The following is a 23,346-nucleotide window of genomic DNA, read 5'->3' as shown; positions in this document are numbered from 1 at the left end:
ACTATTTACAGCGTCATTAAAAACAAAACACCATATCGTCAGGATTATATATGTCTTGATCCGAGAGAGAAAAATATTAATAGCTCCACTAATAAAGTGGCTTAAAAACTTGTAATTAATTAGAGTATATGAAACAATTAATTTTATTAGTCTCAATGTTAGCTATCTCTTTTGGCTCCGCCATGGGAATAAAAAAAGATAATTCGGCGAGGAAAGCTGAGAAGGTAAGCAAGGAGATGCAAGTGGTGTTGGGTTTTAACGATGAAATGTATCAAAAAGTTTACGCATTGAACCTGGAACGTTTCACAGAAGAAAGTAAATTGAAGGAAACCTATGGGGAAGATATAGAAGTACTTAAAGCTGCAAGAAAGACAATGATAAAGTCATATTATAAAAAGCTAACAGAAGCCGTTGGTGCTGAAGAAATTAAAAAGTGGAGGGCTCATCAAAAAGCTAAAATGAAAAATAAGGCGTAAGTTGACGGAAGTAAGCCTGTTAGCACCGTATTAACAGGCTTATTTGAATCATTTAACAACCTTTCCGGCTCCTTTTGAATCAAAACGAAACTATTAAGAATTGCTTGGAGACTTGCAAGCGACAATAAGTTCCCATTTTTGAATTAGAAAAATTATCTACTAACAGATGTTATAATCATGGAAAAAAGAATATCAAAACTGGCATTTCTGCTAATTGCATTCAGTATTAGTGTTATGCATACAGTTTTTTCTCAAATTGATGCACCATTACGACCCGAGAAATGGATAGAAAAAATGGGTACAGGAAGTTGGATGATTTTTAATATTCCACCTGATAAGTTTGGTTTTGCCGATGCCAAATATTCCGAAGTATTAGTCGATTCTATAGTAGCTGCCGGTTTTACCGGAGGGCGGCTGCACTGGCAAGCACGCGATTTGGTTGATGAACAATCCAACTTAATTAATCCTGAGGCTGTTAAATTTTTGTCTGCCATTATTGATGATTTAACGGCACGCAATATGGCCATCTGTTTACAGTATGATTGTTTGAAGAAAGAAGAAAGCAAGGCTATGACCCGGCAGACCTGGGCCAAATATCTTTCCACCTGGGAACAATTATGTATCGCTTTCAAAGATAAAAGCCACCTGCTGGCCATGTGCCCGGTTATTGAGTTCCACGGTTTTGAATATCTGCGTAAAAAAGCCATCAAAACAAAGGATATAAGTTATAAACAGGCGTTGGTGGATAGTACCAATGTTTTTTACACGAAGTGCACCGAAATATTCAGGCGCCATAATCCCACACGTATTATGTCCTATAAACCATGGGGATCAGCAAAAACTTTGCCTTTTCATGAGCTGGATTTCCCCTACGCCAACGATCCGGCGGATCCTTCAGAAGGCTATTATGTAGCTTCAGGCAGCGGTGCCTATGGTATGGGTGAATGGGAACTATACAGTGCTGCTGATGCTGTCAAGAAGGATGAATTAGTGTTTCAGATGCTAACAGCCGGTAAAGGAAAAGAAGAATTAGGCATAGCCTATGCAGTAAAATGGCGTGAACAAACAGGTATTCAGTTTTGGATTGATCATTGGGAACCTGATTATTGGAAAAACGGTGATTGGACGGTAGAGCAGAACCTTGCCTATGTAGAGAGTTTATTGGATACTTTACGCGAACTAAGAATTGCCAGTTCGGGACTGCAGATCCGTCGTATGTGGGACAGTGATAAGGAAAACTGGAAGGATGAGGCATTCGTATCTGAATTACTACCTATTATAAAGAAATACAGCTGGCGAAATGAGCTTACAGAGCATGTCCGTGAGTAAGGCTACATTGAAAAACCATTGTAGGCGGATAGTAGCTTAAATTATTTTTGCAAGTAGGAGGTTCTGAGAGGCGTCCGAACCAGGTAGAGCGTTTAACCACTGCAGCGGCATTATAGAGGAATAGTAACAGAGCTGTCCGTGGATATGACGACTGTGAAAGAAACCGCCCATTATAAACCAATAAAGGTTAAGGTGCGACGTAAGCGATAATTATCTGAGAATGAATTAAGCGATTATTAAATCCAAATTCAGTATGTTATTATAAGGTAACAAGCATTATGAAAAATCATTCCTTACAAGCGGCTTTGCTCTTCATAAGTATTGCTGCAATCGGCCTGATCAGTTGTCAGGCACAGGAAAGGCCAAACATCGTATTTATAATGGCGGATGACCTGGGCTATGGTGATCTATCGGTTTACGGCAGTGAATTAATACAAACACCCAACCTGGATAAATTGGCGGCACGAGGCATTCAATTTACAGACTTTCATACAAACGGTATGGTGTGTACCCCTACCCGGGCTGCCGTGTTAACCGGTAATTATCAGCAACGCACTGGTTTGTCGGAAGTAGTGGCATGCCGCTGGCATACCAATGTGGGGCTGGAGCCTGAAGAAACAACTTTTGCCGATGTGCTTAAACTTGGTGGTTATCATACCGCTTTGTTTGGTAAATGGCACCTGGGAGTGGAAGAAAAATACAACCCGATTCATAACGGTTTTAATGAGTTTGCCGGATTTACCAGTGGCAATGTTGATTATCACAGTCATATCAACCTTAACCGTGATTTGGACTGGTGGCAACAGGATAAAATAAAAGACGAACCTGGCTATCAGACTGAGATTATTGCTCAACATGCCATCCGCTATATTCAGAATGCAAAAAAAGACGAACCGTTCTGTTTGTATCTGCCGTTTGGAGCACCTCATACACCAAATCAGCGGCCTTACTCAAAAGTAGAGCGTGTACCCGGTCATCTTTCTAAAAAAGACCAGGAAGCCTTTAGAGACAGTATCAACCAGACCATCCCCAAGCCACCTGAGGGCTATAAACTGGCAGAATCAAAACAAGATCGCTTCTTAGATATTTCAATAGAAATGGTGACCTTCCTGGATGACTGTGTTGGAAAAATTGTGACTGAACTAGAAAGAAAAGGGCTTATAGATAATACCCTTATCATTTTCACCTCCGACAATGGTCCGCGTAAAATGTTATCGTCCGGTCCTTTTAAAGGGGGAAAAGGTTCATTAAATGAAGGCGGTCACCGGGTACCAATGATCATGTCGTGGCCCTCGGTGATAGAAGCAGGCCGGGTGAGCGATCAGCTGCTAATGACCATGGATTTGTTTCCGACTTTAGCACAGGCTACCGGCAGTGCCTTACCTAAAGGCTTAAAACTTGATGGAACCAGCTTTTTAACACTATTAAAGAAGGAACAGGAAATGCCACATCGTTACTGCTATTGGGGCAAAAGCTCCGGAAGAGCTATGAGAGACGGACAGTGGAAATATATTGAGAATGAAGGTGGCACTGGTGAATTGTATAACCTGACGCAGGACCTGGCCGAAGCAAATAACCTTGCCGCTCAAGAATCCAAACGAGTAAAAAAATACAGTGCTTTAATAAATACATGGTATGAGGAGGTGACCAAAGGCGTTGAACAGGTCATCAACCATAAGGAAATAACTAAAAGGGCTGAAGAAGCACGTAAAAAATCAAAATAAGTCTTATAAAAGAGTACAATGAAAACTAAAGTTTTAACACTACTATTATGCCTTGGTTTTGTTTCTGTTTTTGCGCAGGAAGAAAAAGAGGTAGATGAATTTCAGCTGTATGTGGTAGATAAAAATGCAGTTGTAAAAAAAGCCGGCGAAAAGGCCACGCAAGCATGGAAAAATGAACGATTCGGTATGTTTATTCATTGGGGGCCGATCAGCCAGATGGGAAAGCAGTTAAGCCACTCACGAAATAGCCCCAGCCACCGCACCGGACAGCCAAATTACAAGAATGCTGTAATTGAGCCGGCAGTGTATGATGTACAGTATAAAACGTTTAATCCGGTCAATTACGATCCGGATTACATCGTGGGTTTAGCCAAAAGAGCGGGCATGAGCTATCTGGTTTTCACGGCTAAGCACCATGCCGGATTCTCAATGTTCGATTCAAAGCATTCGGACTATGACATCATGAGTACACCTTATGGAAAGGATGTTTTGAAAGAATTGGAGCAGGCCTGTCGCAAACAGAATTTTAACGTCGGCTTTTACTACTCACCGCGCGACTGGTACCATCCTGATTGTGACTCAGAACATAACCACGATCGCTACATTCAATTTTACAAAGCACAGATGGAGGAACTTTTAAATAATTATGGTCCAATTCATGAAATCTGGTTCGACGGACTTGGCCCCGGCAAATGGGGCAGCACTTCTTCTAATGTGATGAAGCGTATCAGAGAATTGCATCCGACAGCCCTGGTAAATGATCGCGGAGGTGTAGGTGCTGATTTTTATACCCCTGAACACACAGTTGGTTATTATAATAATAAGCACCCATGGGAAGCCTGTCATACCACAACAGGACAATGGGGTTACAATCCTGATGTGGGCACAAAGAGCCTGCAGTCCCTAATGGAGATATTGTTATACACATGGGGTGGTGACGGTAATATGCTGCTTAATATCGGCCCCAGAGGTGATGGCTCAATGAACCCAGTTGAAGTGGAGCGCCTGGAACAAATTGCTGAATGGTGGCAGGTAAACGGTGAAACGAGTATTCGTAATTCGCGTGGAGGTCCTTACCTACCCGGGCCATGGGGTGTGTCAACACGTAAAAGTAATAAAATCTACCTACATGTATTTAACTGGGATGATTCAGAAAAAATATTCTTACCATCCTTGAAAGGCTTTAAAGTCAAAGACGGTAAAGCCTTAACAGGGGCTCCTGTTGATATTGTACAGGTTGATGGTGGCTTTAATTTGGTGATGAAAGAGGCTGACAGGGAAAAAATTGTAACCACTATTGAACTAACAATTAATAAGGATGTAATGGATGAGAAACCAATTATGGCAAGGCAGTCGCTTATACAGAAAGCAAAACTGACTTCTTCTCACACTTCCGGCGATTTAACAAAAATTTGTGATCAGGACGCTGAAACGTTTTGGTTTGCAAAAGTAAAAGATAGCAAAGATGGTATATGGATTGAGGCTACTTTTGATGAGCCGGTAACCGTGGGTAGTGTGGTAACCGGACGCGGAGAAGAGTGGTTTCCAAAACACTCACCTGAATTACAGATACCCGATGACAATGGAAACTGGAAAACGGTTCATAAATGGAAAGCAAAATTCGAACCTGTCAAACGACTGAAAAAACCGGTTACAACCGATAAAATAAGGTTGGTAATAAAAAATGCCCCGGCCTATTATATTGCTGAATGGGAGCTTTTTGAACCTATGTAGTCAAATTGGTTTAATTATAAGCAAGGTAATTCTCTCACTTTCTTGTGGTTAGTAAGAGGGTGAGAGTTTTTTATAAAATAATCCTTAATCAGCTTAAAATGCATACCAGAATATCCCCGTTTTTGTTTCATCTATCTGCCCTGTTAATCTGCCATACTTTTGCGTATTCAAAGGTGAAACCCCATGGCCTTTTTACTAATAATATGGTCATTCAACAAAGAGTGATGGCTCCTGTGTGGGGCTCTGCCAATCCGGGTGAAAAAGTACAGGTAAGTGCTTCGTGGGGCGAATCTGCTCATACAACTACCGATGAAAATGGCAACTGGATACTACATATAAAAACCCCTGAAGCCGGAGGGCCTTTCCAGATAACCATAAAAGGAGAGAATACTGTTCTGCTCGAAAATGTGATGGCCGGCGATGTATGGGTATGCGGAGGGCAGTCAAATATGGATTTTCCCTTAATTCGATTAAAAAATACTCAAAAGGTACCCGAAAAGCAGGTCAAAGCCTATGCACAAATCATAAAAACAGAACAGCCCCTCATTCGGACCATCTTAATCGATAAGCAATATCGCGCTGAACCGCAGTCTGACATAGTGGTTGTCAAATCTTTCAACAACAGCTGGCAGGTTAATGCATCTGAGGCTATTAACAACGAAACCACAGCAGTAGGCTTTTTCTTTGCAAAAGAATTGCAGTCAAAGTTTAATATCCCCATTGGGCTGATTGATGCCAATAAAGGAGGTACGGGGATTGCTTTATGGACCTCAGATAAGATCATTAAATCCGGTGATAAGAAACAGGAAATAGATGGTGTCGCAAAAGGCTCATCGGTGTTGTTTAACGGAATGATAGCTCCCCTCACCCCTTTTGCCATTAAAGGTGTTATCTGGTATCAGGGTGAAGCCAATTCTAAGGATAAAGCCAAAGCACTTGCCTATGCCGATGACTTAAAAAGTATGATAACAGATTGGCGAAGCCATTGGGGACAAGGTGATTTTCCATTCTTAATTGTACAACTTGCCGGATTTCATAAAACACATACTGAGCCAATTTTAGAGAAAGAAGTATGGCCATTGACACGTGAGAGTCAGATGAAAGCAACTGAACTAAAAAATATTGGTATTGCTACCGGCATTGATGTCGGTTTCCAAAAAGACATTCACCCTTGGATGAAAGATGTAGTGGGTTATCGACTGGCAAAAGCGGCTGAGAAGGTGGCTTACGGAGAGAAGGTGATAGGTACAGGGCCTGTTTACAAAGGAATGAAGATTAAAAAGAATAAGGCTGTTATCTATTTTGACAATGTGGGCAAAGGACTTCAGGCTAAGGATGTTGTGCTTGATGGTCACCAATTATCCAAAACAGAACTGAAAGGCTTTATCATTAAAGGAGAAGGCGAATTTTATCATGCGCAAGCCGTTATAGTAGGTAACAAAGTAATTGTGTCACATCCCAAGGTTAGTAAACCTACTGCTGTTCGGTATGGCTGGGCCGATTTCCCATTGTGTAATTTATACAACAGAGCTGATTTGCCTGCTTTTCCGTTTCGTACAGATATGGATAAAGCTACTCCATAAGGCAAAATAGATAGGTGCTATTATAAATGGAGGAAGCAACCCGCATTTTACTAATTGCAAAAAAAAGGAGGGTCGCATTATTTAGCCATACTTAACACTGAAGGTACCATTTTTCCGGTTGAGTAGTTTAAATGGATAATCACAATGTTCAATTCTATGATTTTAATTGTTTATCAATTATATAATGAAATCTGAGCTCTGTAATTTTAATCGAACTGAGGTTACTAAATTGTAACGTCTGTAATTTTATTGGCCGCTGAATCAAATTGATACCTGTTCGAACGATTTTTAAAACATATTTTACATTGATGGAAGTAGTATTGCATTAGACTTAGAACTGATATAATGCTGCATTGATGAATTCACTTCTTAGTTACACTTAACTTGATCTTATTGGCCATTAGCGATCAGAAAATAATACAGGTGTCTCGGCAATTAAATCTCTGAGTGTAATCTGCTATTGGCCCAGATAAGCTAGTATTCATGGATGAGGTATTGTTTACTGTTGAATTGTTTGATTTTCAGGATATGATAGAAGTGTTTTTTCCATGAAATGGATATGAAGAATAAATACAAATTAAAACCCAAAATATGTTTAAATCGTTCGTTTATATAACTGTATTGTATTTTGTGCTAAGCCATGCCGTTGTTCAAATACAGGCACAGCACCTTAATCAATATGCCTATCATCCTCAATCCGTAAAGCATGTGTTTTTACCGAAAGCTTTTGGAGAAGCTTCATTCAAGGTACTCAATGGAAAAGGCGAAGAAGTATTGGTGTCGGAAACACCTAAGGCTAAGGCCTGGGAATTTTCTGGCACAGAAGTGACCTATGCCGATGTGACTGAAGTAAGTGCTGACGGCAGCTACCGGCTGCTGGTGGATGGCATGAAACATGTAATCGATTTTAAAATTGATAACAAGGCTTATAATCGTCTGGGTACCGACTTGTTAAAGTCCTATTACATGGCACGCGCCACTGAGCCTATTCTCGAGAAACATGCTGGTATTTATGCACGTCAGGCCGGTCATCCCGATGATAAAGTGAAGATTCATACTTCAGCAGCCGGAAAGAACCGACCTGCAGAAAGCACTATTTCTTCTCCGGGAGGATGGTACGACGCCGGCGACTATGGCAAGTATATAGTTAATTCAGGAATTACTACTTATACACTGTTACATTTGTATGAGCTATTTCCTGAACATCTAAAAACGGTTAATACCAATATCCCTGAATCGTCTGATAAGACTGCAGATATCCTGAATGAAATATTGGTGAACCTGAGATGGATGCTCAGCATGCAAGATCCCAATGATGGCGGGGTGTACCATAAGCTTACAACCAAATCATTCTGTGGCATGATTATGCCGCATAAAGACACCGGGGACCGTTATGTGGTGATGAAAACAACAGCTGCCACCTGTGATTTTGCGGCTGTTATGTCCAAAGCCGCACGCATTCTAAAGCATGAAAACAAAGGCCTGCAATCGCTGGCTCAGCAATGCATCAAGGCTGCTGAAAGGGCCTGGGAATGGACTTTAGCCAACCCAAATATCATGTATGTTCAGCCGGAAGATATAACAACCGGCCAATATGATGATAAAAATATTGCAGATGAAAAATTCTGGGCGGCCACTGAGTTGTTTTTAGCCACCGGCAAGAAAGCTTATAAAAAAGAAATCAACTTTGAAGAGCAAAAATTTATGCGTCCCGAATGGCGCCGTGTTAATACTCTTGGGCTTTTGAGTTTGATGGCCGATAATACATACGGTTCTAAACTGAATAAGCAACAGGCACAGCAACGCATCATAAAATTAGCAAACAAACTTTACAGACATTACAACGAGTCGGCCTATAAGATATCCATTAATAAGTTTCCGTGGGGAAGTAATGGTGAAGTGATGAATGACGGTATGCTTCTGATTAATGCTTACGTAATGAGAGGTGATGACAAATACTTACATGCGGCCGATGCATGTATTTCGTATGTGTTAGGGGCGAATCCGCTAAATAAATGCTTTGTAACAGGCTATGGTACCAACCGAGTGATGTTTCTGCACGACAGACGATGCGACGCGGATGGTATCGAAGCTCCAATTCCGGGCTTATTATCCGGAGGTCCAACGAATACCGTTCAGAACGATTGTGGTTCGGAAATCTATGGAACTAAGCTACCTGCTATGAGTTATGTTGATAAGGTGTGCAGTTATTCAACCAACGAAGTGGCAATCAATTGGAATTCACCAGCCATTTTTACCGTTTTAGCTCTTGATGCTATTTATTCAAATAAAAACAATAAATAAAAATGAAGAAAATTTTAATTATCAGCATAGCATTTATTCAATTTTTTGCTATAGCCTGTACTAAAGACAATAAGCAAGACGAGCGACCTAATATTGTGTTCTTTGTAGCCGATGATATGACGCGTGATATGTTTAATTTCCTGCCTGAGGGGAAGGGTAAAAACCTGACTCCCAACCTGGATATGTTGGTGAATGAGGGGGTTATTATGATGGGGCAACATGTAAGTGCCACGGTTTGTACCCCAAGTCGCTTCAACGTGCTAACCGGAAAGTATGCCAGTCGTGCAACTAATCCTGATTTTTTAGGACGGGTGAAGAGAAACGATAATCAGAGAGTTGTTGAATGGAATACCCACATCATGCCGGGAGAGGCACACATGGCTAATATCCTCAAGAGCGAGGGCTATTTTACCGGTGGTGTTGGTAAAAACCATGTGTACGAAGTTGAAGGTTGGGAAAAAGTGCCTTTAAAGACAGATACAGCAGAGAGCAAGGTGATGGAACGTCTGCGCCTGAACTACGAACTTACACAAAAGGCCTATCTGAAACATGGCTTCGACTATGCCGATGGCTTGTATTATGAGAATCCTGATTTTAACGGCCCTATGAGTTTGGCAGTTCATAACCTAGATTGGACAACAGAATCAGCCTTTCGCTTTATTGAACAAAGCAAAGAGGCGCCGTTTTTCCTGTATTTTGCAACCACATTGCCACACGGTCCAACTGCCGCACACCGCTCATGGAATGCCGACCGTCACATCATACCAACCGGTCGCCTGGATAAAGTTCCGGATGTATTGCCAAAGCCATCCACTATTCCTGAGCGTTTAGAGAAAGCCGGATTGCCTGTTAATGATAAGATTGCCAATTTATTATGGATGGATGATGCACTTGGTGCCTTAATTCAGTCATTAAAAGAGCAAGGTAAGTTTGACAATACCATTATTTTCTTTTTTAATGATCATGGACAGTATGCCAAAGGTTCGGTATATCAGGGTGCAACTGCTAATCCAAGCGTGATCTGGAAAAGTGGAGGTTTTAAAGTGGGCAGCTTTAGCGACAAGCTGGTGTCTAACGTTGACTTTTTACCCACCATTATTGATATGGTAAACGCTAAAGTGGATACTACAGAAATGGATGGTCAAAGCTTTTACAGGGAACTGGAAGGAAAAGAAAGTAATGAGTATGCTTCCATGTATTTTGAGATTGGCTATGCACGCGGTGTACGCAAAGGTAAGTATAAGTATATTGCTTTGAGATACCCTCAGTGGGTGAAAAGTATAACAGCCGAAGAGCGGGTTGAAATACTCAATGCCTACAATAAGAAGTTAAAAAACAGAGGTAAGGAACCGAATAATACAGATCCTTCTAAACCGTTTGGTCATGTGCAGATTATTCCGGGTGGTGGCGATGCTGAATTTCCGGCTACGCAGCGATATCCGTCTTACGCTGTGCCTGATCAGTTATATGACTTGGAAATTGATCCGGGGGAACAAAACAACCTGGCCGGTAAGGAAGAGTACCGCGAAGTACTGCATGAAATGCAAGAGGAGCTACAGATGCACATGAAAAATATTCCCGGAAGTTTTGGGGAGTTGAAAGTTGAGTAAGCAATTTTTTAAGCATGAGCACTTCGAAAAACTGAATGGTGTTGATTGGTCTTTTAATGATCTTTTTAACCGGGAGCAACCTTGCAAATGAAAGATCAAATGTGCTGCTTGGGTACATGAACCATATTGAAACAATCAACCTTTATGGAGCGCAAGGTATTTAAAAAAAACCACTATGTCCAGAATGAGCATAGTGGTTTTTTTAGTCCCTAGCCTGAATTATTCATAAATTAAATTTAACAAAGAAATAGGAACGACATTTAAGACAAGGAGACTTTCTCAACTACAATATTGCTAATATTTGGTAACTAAAGGTTGAATTCATGCCCATATTGCACCATATGTATACAGTAAACATGCGAATATAGAGCTAACTGCACTGGTTTGGACATAGCTTACCCATACAGCCCGAAGGATATTCTGATTATTAGTATGTGTTTTTCGATTAGAGAACTAAGACTAGATCCTTAATAAGGATAACATTTCAAAGCTATTAGCTTGTATCTGCTTTGTTGGACAGCATTTTGGAAATTCAATTTTGATTTTTGTTTTAAGCTCTTTGACCCTGGCAGCTGTTTTGATGATTTTGTTCTGAATAGTTTTAAAGGTGGCGTTGGCGAACTCTGTTGTTCCCAATACTTCCTTTTGAAAAGTGTGCAGAAGAACATATGCCATTGAATGTAAGAGCAAGCGAAATTGATTGGCCTTAAAATTGTTGCAGGAGACACGATCTGATTTTAGGTGTAATTTGTGCTCTTTTATTCGTAATTCCATTGCCCCTCTTGCACAATAGCCTTTTTCATAAAGGTCTTTAGTCCTGAAATCAGTCATATTGGTTACAATATACCTGATGTTGGTTCCCAATTGGGATACTTCGACCTTTACTACAACTTTTTGGGGCTTGTGCCAGGTTCCGGCCTGGTATAAGAAAGAATGATAACGTTTTACAGGTTTCTTGTATTGCTTGAATTCACGCTTTGCACTATCAATGGTTATTTGCGCTTGTTGATGAAGTTTCTTATTTCCGCTCAACCCGGTAATATATCCAGTGCGTGATTGAGTATCTGCCCATTTCATAAAATCTGCCGATGCAAAATGGCCATCCCCCCGAACGATAATCAGTGTGTCTGGCCACTGTTGTCTCAACCTGAAAATCAATTTCTTTAATAATGAAGCTACATCGCTTTGTTTGCTCCTTCGACCAGGCTTAAGCATAGTGGCCACCAGCTTACCCGACAAGCCTTCGTATATATGCAATGGCATGTAGCAGTGGTTGTGGTAGTAATTATTGAAAAGGCTCAATTGTTGCCCTCCATAGGTGTTATTGTTGGTATCGTCACAATCCAGTATAATTAAAGGTGGGGCACTCTGATAAGAGCCAATAAATGTGTCAAGTAGGTACTCACCTATACGGTAAAGCATTTTGTTGTCAATAGCATTTTCCAACCTGCTCATTGTTGGTTGAGAAGCTAGTGGCTATTTGAAAAATTCGTTGCGTAAGGAGCTCTTTTACCGTATGGTCGATATACCGCTTATCCCTGCTATCTTCAATACAAGCAACCGCGCCTTCTATTAGACCTATCTGTTGCTCTGTTTCTCGAAGTAACAGCAGGCCGCCATCGCTGCTAATTTCCTCACCGTTGAACGTAAGCTCAATGTTTTTTCCTTCTATTGGAAAAAGTTCGTAGGACGTGGAGATACTTTCTGATTTATTTTTTATCATTACATAAAGGGATTTGTGTATCGATACCTTGAAAATACTGATATTCCAGAAGATTCAAGGAGCACTTATCCCTTTTTTATGAATAATTCAGGCTAGAACAATTATCTACGTCTTCTGGTAATTGTTTATAGTCCTATTCATTTTTGTTAATTTAACGAGCAACATAAGGTGTTCTCGGCTATTTTTATCTGCTTCTCACTCAATATTAATCAGGTGTGGCCTCATTGGGTTGATTTCCCGGGTTGTATTGAGTGACTCTCGGAAGTCTTTTCCTCGTTCAATGACTTTAAATGAACCTAAAAAGTCGTCGCATGACAAAATAAATGCCCTCCAGGTTGATATTATCACATGCCACGCAAAAGGATTAGCTTGGGAGCTGAAATATAGGCGATGCCAACGTTTACTAAAAAAGGCATCCGGAATAGCCTCCGGATGCCTTTTTACTAATTGTTTGTTTTCATATTACCGCTTAAACTCAGGGTTTATTGCAGGTTCAGGTAATTTCGTGTTTTTCTTGGCCTGCTCCAATTGTTCAATTAAACGCTGGGCAATCACCGATTCTTTAGTGAAGATATTCTTTTTCTCACCAGGATCATTACTCAGATTATAAAGCTCATAACTATTCGTTTCAATATCTTCAAGAAGCTTATAACCATTGTCCTGAATGACATTAATCCATTTTGATTGAAATTTCTTTGTTTTGGAATTAAAGCCACTGTAATTTGTATAAAACCATACCAGAGGCATTCTTCGCTCAGGGCTTGTCTCTTTATTGAGTAAAGTGCTTTTTATGCTGATTCCATCAATGATGTGGTTCTCATCTATTTGAATATTTGCCATGTCAGCCAGGGTCGGAAATAGGTCGACGTGAATGATTGGCAATTCTGATTTTGTTCCCGGCTCAATATGATCAGGCCATTTAAAAATATAGGGTATACGCACACCACCTTCCCACATTACACCTTTATTCCCCCTATAAGGCTGAGCAAACAGATTGTTTCCTTTAACCTGATAATGGCCGTTGTCTGAGGTGAAAATGACAATGGTATTATCGGCAATACCCATTCTTTCAAGGTTATTCAATAATTCACCAACACTGTCGTCCAATGATTTGATCATGGCAATGACATCAATCACTTGTTCGTGATCGTACTCACTTCCTTTGAGTTTATTGCTGAAGTATTTAACGTACTCTGGTTTTGGATCAAATGGTCCATGCACCAGATAATAAGGCATGAACAAAAAGAATGGTTGCTCATTTTTCACACAAGCATTCATAAAGTCAACTCCTTTTTGGGTACAATAATCGGCATTGTACACCTTACTGTCATAGTCATCCTGCTGCGGTACTGTTGAGAAATTATAATGCTTCTTGGCTTCAATAGCTACGTCAAAACCGACTTTGTGCATGGCTGAAGTGCCCGTTCCCAGATGCCACTTTCCGAAAGCAGCTGTTCTGTATTCAGCTCCTTTAAAGGCTTTGGCCATATTAAAACACTTAGGATCCAAGCCATTGTTTCCGGAATACAGGTGTGCAGTAGCAGGTGGCAGGTAGCGCATATGCTGTCGCATCTCTTCTGCATTTTTCGCAGTGTAGTGGCGGTTAACCACCCGGTAAATATTGGTGCGTGGAGACAATTGCCCGGTCATAATAGAGGCTCGTGACGGTGCACAGGTTGGGTCGTTGGCATAGCCATTGGTGAAATGCATGCCCTGTTCGAATAAGCGATCGATGTTAGGCGTTTCTACGGCTTTATTACCGTAGCAATTAAGCGCATTAATACCCAGGTCATCCGCTAATATAAGTAATACATTGGGCTGTTTTGTCTGGGCCGTTACCAAACCGGCCCACAATAATAGAAGTAAATAAATATGTCGCATTATAATATATTGTAAATTAGCACTTTGTTAATTTCTAATCCCTTCGCATTTTCAAATGTGATGCGTAATTTTGAGGTGTTGACAGGTGTGGTAAAATTAACACCGTAAAAGCGGCCTATATTACTACCTTTATGAATGGTTTCCCATTGCCCTTTATTCCAGCTTTGAATCTGAAAAGCCTTCACCTTCGATTTGTCTAGGCGCCTTCCTTCTTTAATAGATATTTGTTTAATTTTTTGCGGCTGTTCCCAGGAATATTCCAGGCTTGGTTCTTCATCTTGATCCGATGGGCGCCACGATTTTTTAATACGGATACCTTCCGAGAAATCCTCTCCTGCACCTGGTAATAAATTTTTACTGGCAAAGCTCTCTGCTTTATCAGAACTGGCTTGCAGTTTAACTGATTGAAGCAGTAAATGTCCGCTGGTTGCAATGGGCGTGATGCTTGCTGCATCTTTGTTTATAGTCAGTTCAATAACCGGAAACAGCTCATCATCCTGCCGGGCATCATACTTTACCACAAGTCCTTTTTTAGTATTGCTTACTTCAATGCCTGTGTTATTCGTCAGTGCTTTAAAAGCCTTTACATTAGCCGGTAATTGCGGTAAGATAAGTGCCTTTCCTTCTTTATTACCCATCAAATGCAAATACACCTTATTACCCTTATAGGTGGCTCCACCCCATGGGCCTGAGATATATGGCCCCCCCTGAGTGGCATAAATACTTTCGCCATACTTAGCCAGGTAATCACCCATTTCTGTTAGTCGTGCCACGTGGTTATCCACGTTGGAACCATCCGGGCGAGGTCCGGTACCCAACAAAAGGTTACCGCCATTCACTGCTACTTTGGTTAGGGCTTTTATCACTTCACCTATTGGAGCCGGGTCTGACTCGCCGTTATAGGCCCAGGCACCTGCAATAACATCACATGTTTCCCAGGGACGATTCACCTGAAAACGACCCACGCCGCGTTCCGGGCCGTCAAAGTCACCCATGTGCCATTGCGGAGGTCCGTGGCGATGATTCACAATCGCATTGGGATTGACATCACGTATCATCTTTAGCATCTTAGGAGAGTTCCAGCGGTCGGGATGAAGCCCCAATCCATCAAACCAGATGCCGTCAATGCCTTTATAACTCATTAGCTCTTCTAATTGGGGAAATAATATTTCGTCGTTATAGCGCTGATGAGGTACATTTTCAGCATAATATGGATGTGTCCAGTCGGGCTGTGAATAATACCACATTAAACGCATATCGTGCTTTTCGCAGGCATCAGCAATGTCTTTCATTACATCTTTGCCATAGGGCGTGTTCATGATGTTAAAATCGGTTGTTTTGGTGTCCCACATACAAAAGCCGTAGTGATGCTTGGCCGTAAAGACGAAATACCTGGCTCCGGCTTTTTTCCATGTCTTCACCCATTCTTCAGCATCAAAATTAACAGGATTAAAGGTTTTGTAAGTGTCGTTGTATTCCTGCTGGGGCACTCCTTTTTTTACGGTTCCGTCTGATGAATGATGCGGTCGTGGCCCTTTACGCCCCCAGCTAAGGGGTGCCTCGGTCACTACCGACGGAGCCCAGTGAACAAAAATGCCGAACTTAGCTTCTTTCCACCACCGCATGTCTTCGTCAGAAGCAAACATATAAGGTAAATAGACCGGATCAATCGATTCCAGGTAATTGCTTAAATCCTTAGGGTGGTAATAGGGTTCAATCCCGTTTGTATGCGTACCGTGCTGAGCTCTGGAGGTAGTTATGCCCAACAATAGGATTAAAGTGATAATACTTATTGATTGTTTCATGATATTTTATTTTAATAAATATTTTGACTTAAATGAAGTACAATATCTCAATTTTTGCTTCACAATAAATGATGCTGTAAAAGTAGAAGATTTGTCGTTGAACAGGGTTTCATTATAATTCGCATAGGTCACTCCATTGCTCATTGTCTGTTGACTTCGGCCCTAAGAAAGCCTTTTTTTCTCCTAAGTATCTCCTCAATGCTTATTCCTATAAACGAGGGAAGAATTATTATGAGATCAGTACAAAAAACTCCTCCCTTGCCTACACTGCAAAAGGTGGGAGATGTTGGGTGAATGATATTGACACCTCAAAAGCCCGAAAAAGCAAACTTAACCGATAGACTATTACATAAATAGAACGCTATTCAAACCATCCAAAGAATGATAGAATATAATTTTACAACAGGGATTGGCTTATAGGTCTCCTGTTAACAATATTAAATTCAGATTTATGAAAAACGCTCTATTCAATTTGGGTAAGCCGAAAGGCCGCCGGTATTTCAATCTTCAACTAACAGTATTCGCCGTGTTTTACCTGTTAGTGACAGCTTTGTGTTTTGAGGCTGAGGCACAAGAACGGCCAAATATTATCTTTTTATTAGCTGATGACCATTCCTATTTGTCGGCGGGATTTAATGGCAATAAAGTCATTAAAACACCTAACCTGGACAAATTATCGGCTCAGGGGCTGGTGTTTGACAATTATTATAATACCACATCTATTTGCATGGCAAGCAGAGCCCAGATAATGACCGGTATGTTGGAGTATAAAACGGCTTGTAACTTTACACACGGTTCATTAACCAAGGAGCAGTATGAATTATCATACCCTGTGCTACTCCGGAAAGCGGGTTATAAGGTTGCTTTTGCAGGTAAGTTTGGTTTTCCGGTTACCGAAGGTATATCCAATAGCATTGGTCACCATACCTACGATTTGTTGCCAATCGATCAGTTTGATGAGTGGCGCGGCGGAATTGGTCAAACAGAATATGAGACGGCTAAAAACAAGTACATGCAGATGTACGCTGATGATTATCCACACTCCAGCAGGGCTTACGGAGCCTGGGCAGCCAACTTCATTAAGGAAAATACCAATAGCAAGCAGCCCTTTTGCTTATCGCTAAGTTTTAAAGCACCCCACCTGCCAAGTGTACCGGATCCCATGTTTGACGAGGTTTATGCCGGTATAGAAATACCAATGCCTGAAAACTATGGTATTGCTAATGGCAGGCATTTGGCCGAACAAGCTCAAAATGGGCGGCAACGGCTTAGATTATTTCGCAATTACGGCTATGAAAGTGCTGATGCTTATCAGGAAAGCGTAAAAAAATACTATCAACTCATTTATGGAGTGGATTATGCGGTTGGAATGATTATGAAGGCCTTAAAAGAGTCTGGGCAGGATAAGAATACAGTTATTATTTACACTTCTGATAATGGTTATCATCTGGGAGCACATGGTTTTGGCGGTAAAGTGCTGCCATATGAAGAGGCAGCCAAAGCTCCGTTTATTTATTTCGATCCGCGACATAAAAAAATGAATAAAGGCACAAGAACTGCCTCTCTGGTCGGGAACATTGATGTGGCACCAACAATCCTAGCATTGGCACAGCAAGAGATACCCTTTAACATGGATGGTAAAAGTTTATTGCCGATTGTTGATAATCCGAAGAAATCAATGCGCTCCTACCTGCCGGTAATGAATATGTTTGGTGCGGCACCTACACATGTACTATCCATTCAGTCTGAGAAAATCAAATACATCTACTGGGCTTATGGGGGCAATGGCATGAAACCCACCGAAGAGTTGTTTGATAAAGAAAAAGATCCTTTGGAGATGAAGAATGAGGTGAATAACCCCGTTTACAAAAAGCAGTTGGAACAAATGCAAAGTTATTATGACCAGGAGGTTCTGAAAATAAAAAAGGAGGGCGTTGATTACAACAACTACCAATTTTACAAACAGTATTTTGATCGCCACATCAGTTGGGAAAATAAGAAAGTAATTCTGCCTAAAAATTATACATCCTTATATAAGCGATTGTTAAAATAAGATAGCATTGGGTATGTTCATAACATTCTAATGCTAATACGGTACTATTATTTTGATTTATTTATAATAGTGGAGCAGCTGCGACAACAATTTTATCATGCGTTCTTTGGATGGATGACATCACGATAAAAACAGCCGTTGCTCCTGCCACATCGATTGAGCCGTATGAGTGCTTGAACTTACTATTGCTTACTGCTGCATTATAAGGTTTCGGAATCAATTACAAACCTATTAGAACAAAACAGAAACCCCTATAAATACCCATTGCCATACATTTGAACTGTCCAAAATTATTTACTTATTTTTTAAATCTATGTGTTATGAGAAATGTAACGTTTACTCTTTTTGTTTTATTATTTACTGCTTTAAACACTACTAATGCTCAACTATTTTCTGCTAAAGAAAATTTTGAAAATTACACTATCGGAGAAACAGCGCAAGGCTGTTCCGGTTGTGGTACTGATGGTACAGATGTTTTACTTCAGGGAGGAGTGTGGACAGATTTATTCACACAATCTAATCCGACCGGCTACATCAGAAGAATAGCTTTTGATAAACGAGTTGAATTTCCAACTTTAAAAGCTGCAATTTCAGGTTCCGGTGCCAATGGATCAAGCAAATCTTTGAAAGTATCCTATACTACATTGGCTACATTGGATAACGAATGTTGGTTAGAAATGTATGCTTTCCCGTCGGGATCAGCTACAAATCCTGTGACAATGTCATTTTACGCAAAAACTGATGCGGCAGGTGTAACAAACGGTGCCCGTGTAAGAATTTTAAGTACGAGTGTATTGCTAACAGAGGAATGGCAACAGATTACGGTTGACAATTATAATATTGAAAACACAACTAAAATCAAATTGTTTGATAAAAATTATTATGCTGGAGGCAAGGCTTTTAATATTTGGTTTGATGAAATTACTTTTACAGAGGTTGCTCCAACAGCCATCAATGATGTAAAAGATAATTTATTTACTATATATCCAAATCCTGCTTCATCGCAAATTACTGTTGATGGTGCTCAGCAAATTGAGGTTATTGATATTAGCGGAAAAACAGTTCTTGAAGTTAAAGACGTATCAGGAAGTATAAATGTAAGCTCACTAACTAAAGGTTATTACCTGGTAAAAGGTTTGGTTGATGGGCAAATTGGAGTGCAAAAACTTGTGATAAAATAACAAATGCCGTATTTAAGGGTTATCCTTTTATACGCTTGAATTTTTCGCATATCGTATTTTAAGGAAGCTTTTGAGCTTCCTTTTTTGTAAGTTGCTACTAGTGTATAGAATGCTAATTTCCCGAACTTTCTTTTTGTCCTATTTTCCATTTTACTACGTTAAAATTTTTCGCCGTAGCTATGACTATGCTTGTAAATTTTTGCTTTGAAAAAAGAAAAATATCATCAAAATATTAGCTTGTTTAATTAACATACTTCACTCTAGGCTTGTTAAGGAATTTTCACTATCAATCATATTAATAAAGGAATGGATAGTACTGAGCCATTCATTGCCATCATAGCATCATTAATGAATCATTCAGCTTCAATGCCCCACCTTGATGAGGTATGTGTAATATGAATGTTCTTATAACCTGATGAAGGATAATAGTATACATTCAATATTTGTTTTAAAGTAAAGCTAAAAAATCTAAGTAGTATGAAGCACATTCACATTTTTGTTTCTTGTCTAAATATGCTGGTGTGTACATTGCTGTTCACCTCAGCAAATGTATATGCTGCGAGCCCCATTAAAATAAGCACCAACGATGGTGTCGATGTCAGTTCAATCGCATTAATTCAGGCCGACCACATTCACATTGAGGTAGATGTGCCTGATAACTATAACATCACACATTATAAGCTGTCAGAAGGGGGAACAATGCCGGGCGATTGGGCAGCCATTCAGGCTTATGAGTTTTATAAAGACATGTACGTTTATAAAAAATCCGTTTCACAGCACGTCCAAATAACCCTGGAGGACAAACAGGGAAGTATTACTCAAAAAGAGTTTACACTTAAAGGAGGAATGTTAAGTACCCATGTTGATAATCCTATTTTGCCCGTTGACTTAGTGAACAATATGGGCAATGGTTTTATTGTTGAGGCAGATGTTGATAAAGGCGAACATCGGCCGGCACAAACGGTTGTTGATATGAAAAAGGCAGGTTTTGGACACGTAAGAATGCATATTGGTCGGCTTGATAAATCTAAATCAAAGCAACAAGACCAAACCAATACACCCAATTATTATGAATCACTTGATGGCTGGATAGAGGAAATAAGCCGTCATGGCTTATACTGCCATATTGGTAATAAAGGTAATTCGGTCACCGAGGGGGTTCTTGGAATAGATCACGACAATCCGAATTTCTTGCAGCACTTCTTACCTGAGATGGAAGCCTGGTGGATAGCCATTGTCGATCGTTACAAATATGCTTCGCACCGCTTATCCTATCACGTTTTTCTGGAGACCGGGAAGGTAAATAGCTTATTTGGTACGAAAGATCCGCAGGCCATCGATCGATTAAACAACCATTATCAGGTGATATGTAACATCGTTCGACAGGTTGATCCCACCCGAAATATAATTTTCCCACCCGGAAGTATTAACAACCCTGAAAGACTGGATGAGATTATTTTCCCCTCAAATGCCGGAGAGTACTATTTAAGTGATTTTCACAAAGGATTTGCCGGTGGTGGATGGCACCCTTATGAAGAAACGTATAACACCATGATCAATGCAGCAGTGAGCTGGATGAATGAAAGTAAAGTGCCACTGATTATGAGTGCGGTGAATGCCAAAGACAGGGTGGACTATCCGACGGTTCTCAGGATTGAGGAAATCAAGCAATTAATGGAGGATGTAAACAAAGGCATCTATCCCTTGCCCATCACCTTTTTAACTTTGAACGAGTATTACAATCAAATCGACCATGAGTGGTACAACGATTATGAAAAACGCGTGAGGCTTGAGGTCATGAATGGAGAAGGCAGTGTTGATGCCAACGATACAGACGGTGACTTTTTAAGTAATGACTACGAGATCACTATAAGTGGTACAGATCCGCATAACCCGGATAGTGACCGGGATAATATTTCAGATTTCGCGGAGAGTTTACTGGATGAGCTGAATCCCAACGATCCAAGTGATGGAAATCCACCTGGTGATTTATCCATCAATGGCGATTATGACGGAGATGGTATAAGTAATGTCATAGAATTAAGTTATGCACTATTTGATGGGGAGAAGGCCACGATTACACAAACTCTGGATTTAATAGACCCCAATGATTCAGAAACTTCAGAATTTGACAACGATGCTACCCCAAATGTTTGGGAAGCTATTATGGGTTTTAATCTGGATCATCACACCACTTATTATTTGAGAGAAACTACACACGATAGTAATGCCGATCATGACGGAGATGGTGTTTTAACCGTCGATGAAATAAATAATAACACCTGGCCTATTGTTAACTATGATGATTATGGTGACAGGGATGATGATTATGAATTAGCCGGTGATGATGATAAGATGCCCTACGTTCATGATGCCGGCCATGCGGTGGCTTTCGATTTTGCATCATTACAACATGGCGATATTGATAATTTTGCCAGTCAGAGAATCTTTGATACCGGGCATTTAATTGGAGAGGGCTCTAACCCCAATGGTGTACTGGTATTAACCGGTACAGGTTATATAAGCATACCGACTGCCGGGCATCATTCAATGCCGGACCGTTCCGTTCATTTTCACTTTCAGGCAGGTGAAACAACAGACGATCAAATACTATATGCCGAAGGAGATGAAACAAACGGCCTGTCAATCGGTATTAGCGATAATCACCTGGTGGCAAGTATATGGAGTGATGCAAATGGCACTGTCGTTCACGAGCACCTAAATCATGCCATTGATTTTGATACCTGGTATGCCATTACAGTGTTGTTCGATAGCCAGAACCAGCAATTAAAGTTTATGCTCTATGAAGCCAACAGGCCAGTTTCTCGCATAAAAGCAGACCTTCCTTTCACCCAGCTATCATTAAATAATGCAGGGGGTCCTGAGTTAGGGGGCAATACTGTAGCCGTTAAGCTGTATGTACCGGCTGCTCAGGATTACCTGACCGTTGAGGAGTCTTATTATTATGGTTTCATTGATGATTTCCATTTATATGACCGGCTGTTAAGTGAAACAGAGGTGTCTTTATTATCTCGCAATGACTTGTTTCCGGCTAAGGATTTCCCAATGAATGCTTTGCCACCAAAAGGTTCAGGCACTGATAACGGGTATAACTTTATTAAAAATCCCGGATTTGAAGAAGGTGAAATTGGTTGGAGTAATAACAAAGCTCAATTGAGGCAGTTAATACAGCCAGGGCAGAACGAGTCCAACAATGCATATCAAGTAAGTGGTGACCTTAATTCAGGTGTTGACTATATTCAAAGTATTCAAATTGATAATCAGGAAGAATATTTTATGGCATTCTGGGCTAAAGGTAAAGCCGGTGAGCAATGTAAGATGAAAGTGCATTTTGATGAAGGTTCATCTGTTGTTTTTACAGCTACGTTTTCGTCGACTGATACCTGGGAATATTTTGCCGATACGATTCAAACACCCGCCAGTGTACAAAGCATTGAGAAGATTCAGATTCTTTGTGGCACTGATCTATCTCCTCAGTATCAGTCGATAAGTATTGATAATATTCACTTGGGACCGATCATTTATGTCGATATTGAGGATGTGTCAGCTACAGATCTGAAAATATACCCGAACCCGGTGAAACATACCATCTCCTTTTTAACCAACGGTCATGTGGAAAATGTTAAAATTTATAACCTTAATGGGGTAAAAGTGCTGGATGGCACCAATGTGAGTCATTTGTCCAAGGGCTTATACATACTAACTGCAACAGTAGACAAGCTGCCGGTAAGGAAAAAATTTAATAAGGACTAATACCGGTTGTATAATGAAGCTGGCCTTATCATCATTTCATTTGCTAAATCCATTCATTATTGCATCGGCAATACACAAAAAAAATAAGGCTATAATCATAGTTAAAATGGTATAAAGTCTGGAGGATTAGGCTTTTTGTTTAAAATCAACATCATACTGCGCCTAGTAA

The 23,346-nt window shown here is 40.5% G+C and carries 13 protein-coding genes and 1 pseudogene; 10 read left to right on the top strand and 4 right to left on the bottom strand.

Annotated elements, in window-relative coordinates:
• The first annotated feature begins 128 nt into the window (after window positions 1-128).
• From FNN09_RS15495 to FNN09_RS15465, 7 genes are all read left to right on the top strand, one after another.
• Window positions 129-476 (top strand): hypothetical protein, encoded by a 348-nt coding sequence (locus FNN09_RS15495; protein WP_143303284.1) that lies wholly within the window; start codon window positions 129-131, stop codon window positions 474-476.
• 177 nt (window positions 477-653) lie between these two features.
• Window positions 654-1,805, top strand: coding sequence for a hypothetical protein (locus FNN09_RS15490; protein ID WP_143303283.1), 1,152 nt, complete (start codon window positions 654-656; stop codon window positions 1,803-1,805).
• Between the two features lie 278 nt (window positions 1,806-2,083).
• Window positions 2,084-3,529 (top strand): sulfatase, encoded by a 1,446-nt coding sequence (locus FNN09_RS15485; RefSeq protein WP_143303282.1) that lies wholly within the window; start codon window positions 2,084-2,086, stop codon window positions 3,527-3,529.
• Between the two features lie 18 nt (window positions 3,530-3,547).
• Window positions 3,548-5,263 (top strand): alpha-L-fucosidase, encoded by a 1,716-nt coding sequence (locus tag FNN09_RS15480; RefSeq protein ID WP_143303281.1) that lies wholly within the window; start codon window positions 3,548-3,550, stop codon window positions 5,261-5,263.
• Window positions 5,264-5,361: 98 nt separating this feature from the next.
• Entirely contained in the window at window positions 5,362-6,846 is a 1,485-nt protein-coding gene (locus FNN09_RS15475; RefSeq protein WP_143303280.1) for a sialate O-acetylesterase, read from the top strand.
• A 591-nt stretch (window positions 6,847-7,437) separates the two neighbouring features.
• Window positions 7,438-9,150 carry a glycoside hydrolase family 9 protein gene (locus FNN09_RS15470; protein WP_143303279.1) on the top strand — a complete coding sequence of 571 codons (1,713 nt, stop codon included), beginning with the start codon at window positions 7,438-7,440 and terminating at the stop codon, window positions 9,148-9,150.
• 2 nt (window positions 9,151-9,152) lie between these two features.
• Window positions 9,153-10,760 (top strand): sulfatase, encoded by a 1,608-nt coding sequence (locus FNN09_RS15465; protein WP_143303278.1) that lies wholly within the window; start codon window positions 9,153-9,155, stop codon window positions 10,758-10,760.
• Between the two features lie 459 nt (window positions 10,761-11,219).
• On the opposite strand, the pseudogene FNN09_RS15460 reads toward FNN09_RS15465, so the two are convergent.
• From FNN09_RS15460 to FNN09_RS15445, 3 genes and pseudogenes are all read right to left on the bottom strand, one after another.
• Window positions 11,220-12,483: pseudogene (locus tag FNN09_RS15460) on the bottom strand (IS1380 family transposase).
• 462 nt (window positions 12,484-12,945) lie between these two features.
• Entirely contained in the window at window positions 12,946-14,364 is a 1,419-nt protein-coding gene (locus tag FNN09_RS15450; RefSeq protein WP_143303275.1) for a sulfatase-like hydrolase/transferase, read from the bottom strand.
• Entirely contained in the window at window positions 14,364-16,169 is a 1,806-nt protein-coding gene (locus FNN09_RS15445) for an alpha-L-fucosidase (RefSeq protein ID WP_143303274.1), read from the bottom strand. Before FNN09_RS15445 ends, FNN09_RS15450 begins: the two co-directional genes overlap by 1 nt.
• 451 nt (window positions 16,170-16,620) lie before the next feature.
• Here FNN09_RS15445 and FNN09_RS15440 point away from each other — a divergent pair, with 451 nt between their 5' ends.
• A complete protein-coding gene (locus tag FNN09_RS15440; RefSeq protein WP_143303273.1) occupies window positions 16,621-18,222 on the top strand; it encodes a sulfatase in 1,602 nt (533 codons plus the stop codon).
• A 61-nt stretch (window positions 18,223-18,283) separates the two neighbouring features.
• Here the strand turns inward: FNN09_RS15440 and FNN09_RS21180 are convergent, their stop codons facing one another.
• The gene (locus tag FNN09_RS21180) at window positions 18,284-18,442 is read right to left on the bottom strand and encodes a hypothetical protein (RefSeq protein ID WP_185969036.1); all 159 of its coding nucleotides are present in this window, start codon (window positions 18,440-18,442) and stop codon (window positions 18,284-18,286) included.
• Window positions 18,443-18,542: 100 nt separating this feature from the next.
• On the opposite strand from FNN09_RS21180, the gene FNN09_RS15435 reads away from it, so the two are divergent.
• Both FNN09_RS15435 and FNN09_RS15430 read left to right on the top strand, forming a co-directional pair.
• The gene (locus FNN09_RS15435; RefSeq protein ID WP_143303272.1) at window positions 18,543-19,403 is read left to right on the top strand and encodes a T9SS type A sorting domain-containing protein; all 861 of its coding nucleotides are present in this window, start codon (window positions 18,543-18,545) and stop codon (window positions 19,401-19,403) included.
• A 477-nt stretch (window positions 19,404-19,880) separates the two neighbouring features.
• On the top strand, window positions 19,881-23,177 hold the full coding sequence (locus FNN09_RS15430) for a T9SS type A sorting domain-containing protein (protein ID WP_143303271.1): 3,297 nt from the start codon (window positions 19,881-19,883) through the stop codon (window positions 23,175-23,177).
• Window positions 23,178-23,346 lie beyond the last annotated feature (169 nt).

This window comes from Carboxylicivirga sp. M1479 (assembly GCF_007097485.1).
GTDB lineage: Bacteria > Bacteroidota > Bacteroidia > Bacteroidales > Marinilabiliaceae > Carboxylicivirga.
This window is presented reverse-complemented; position numbering and strand designations above follow the sequence as displayed.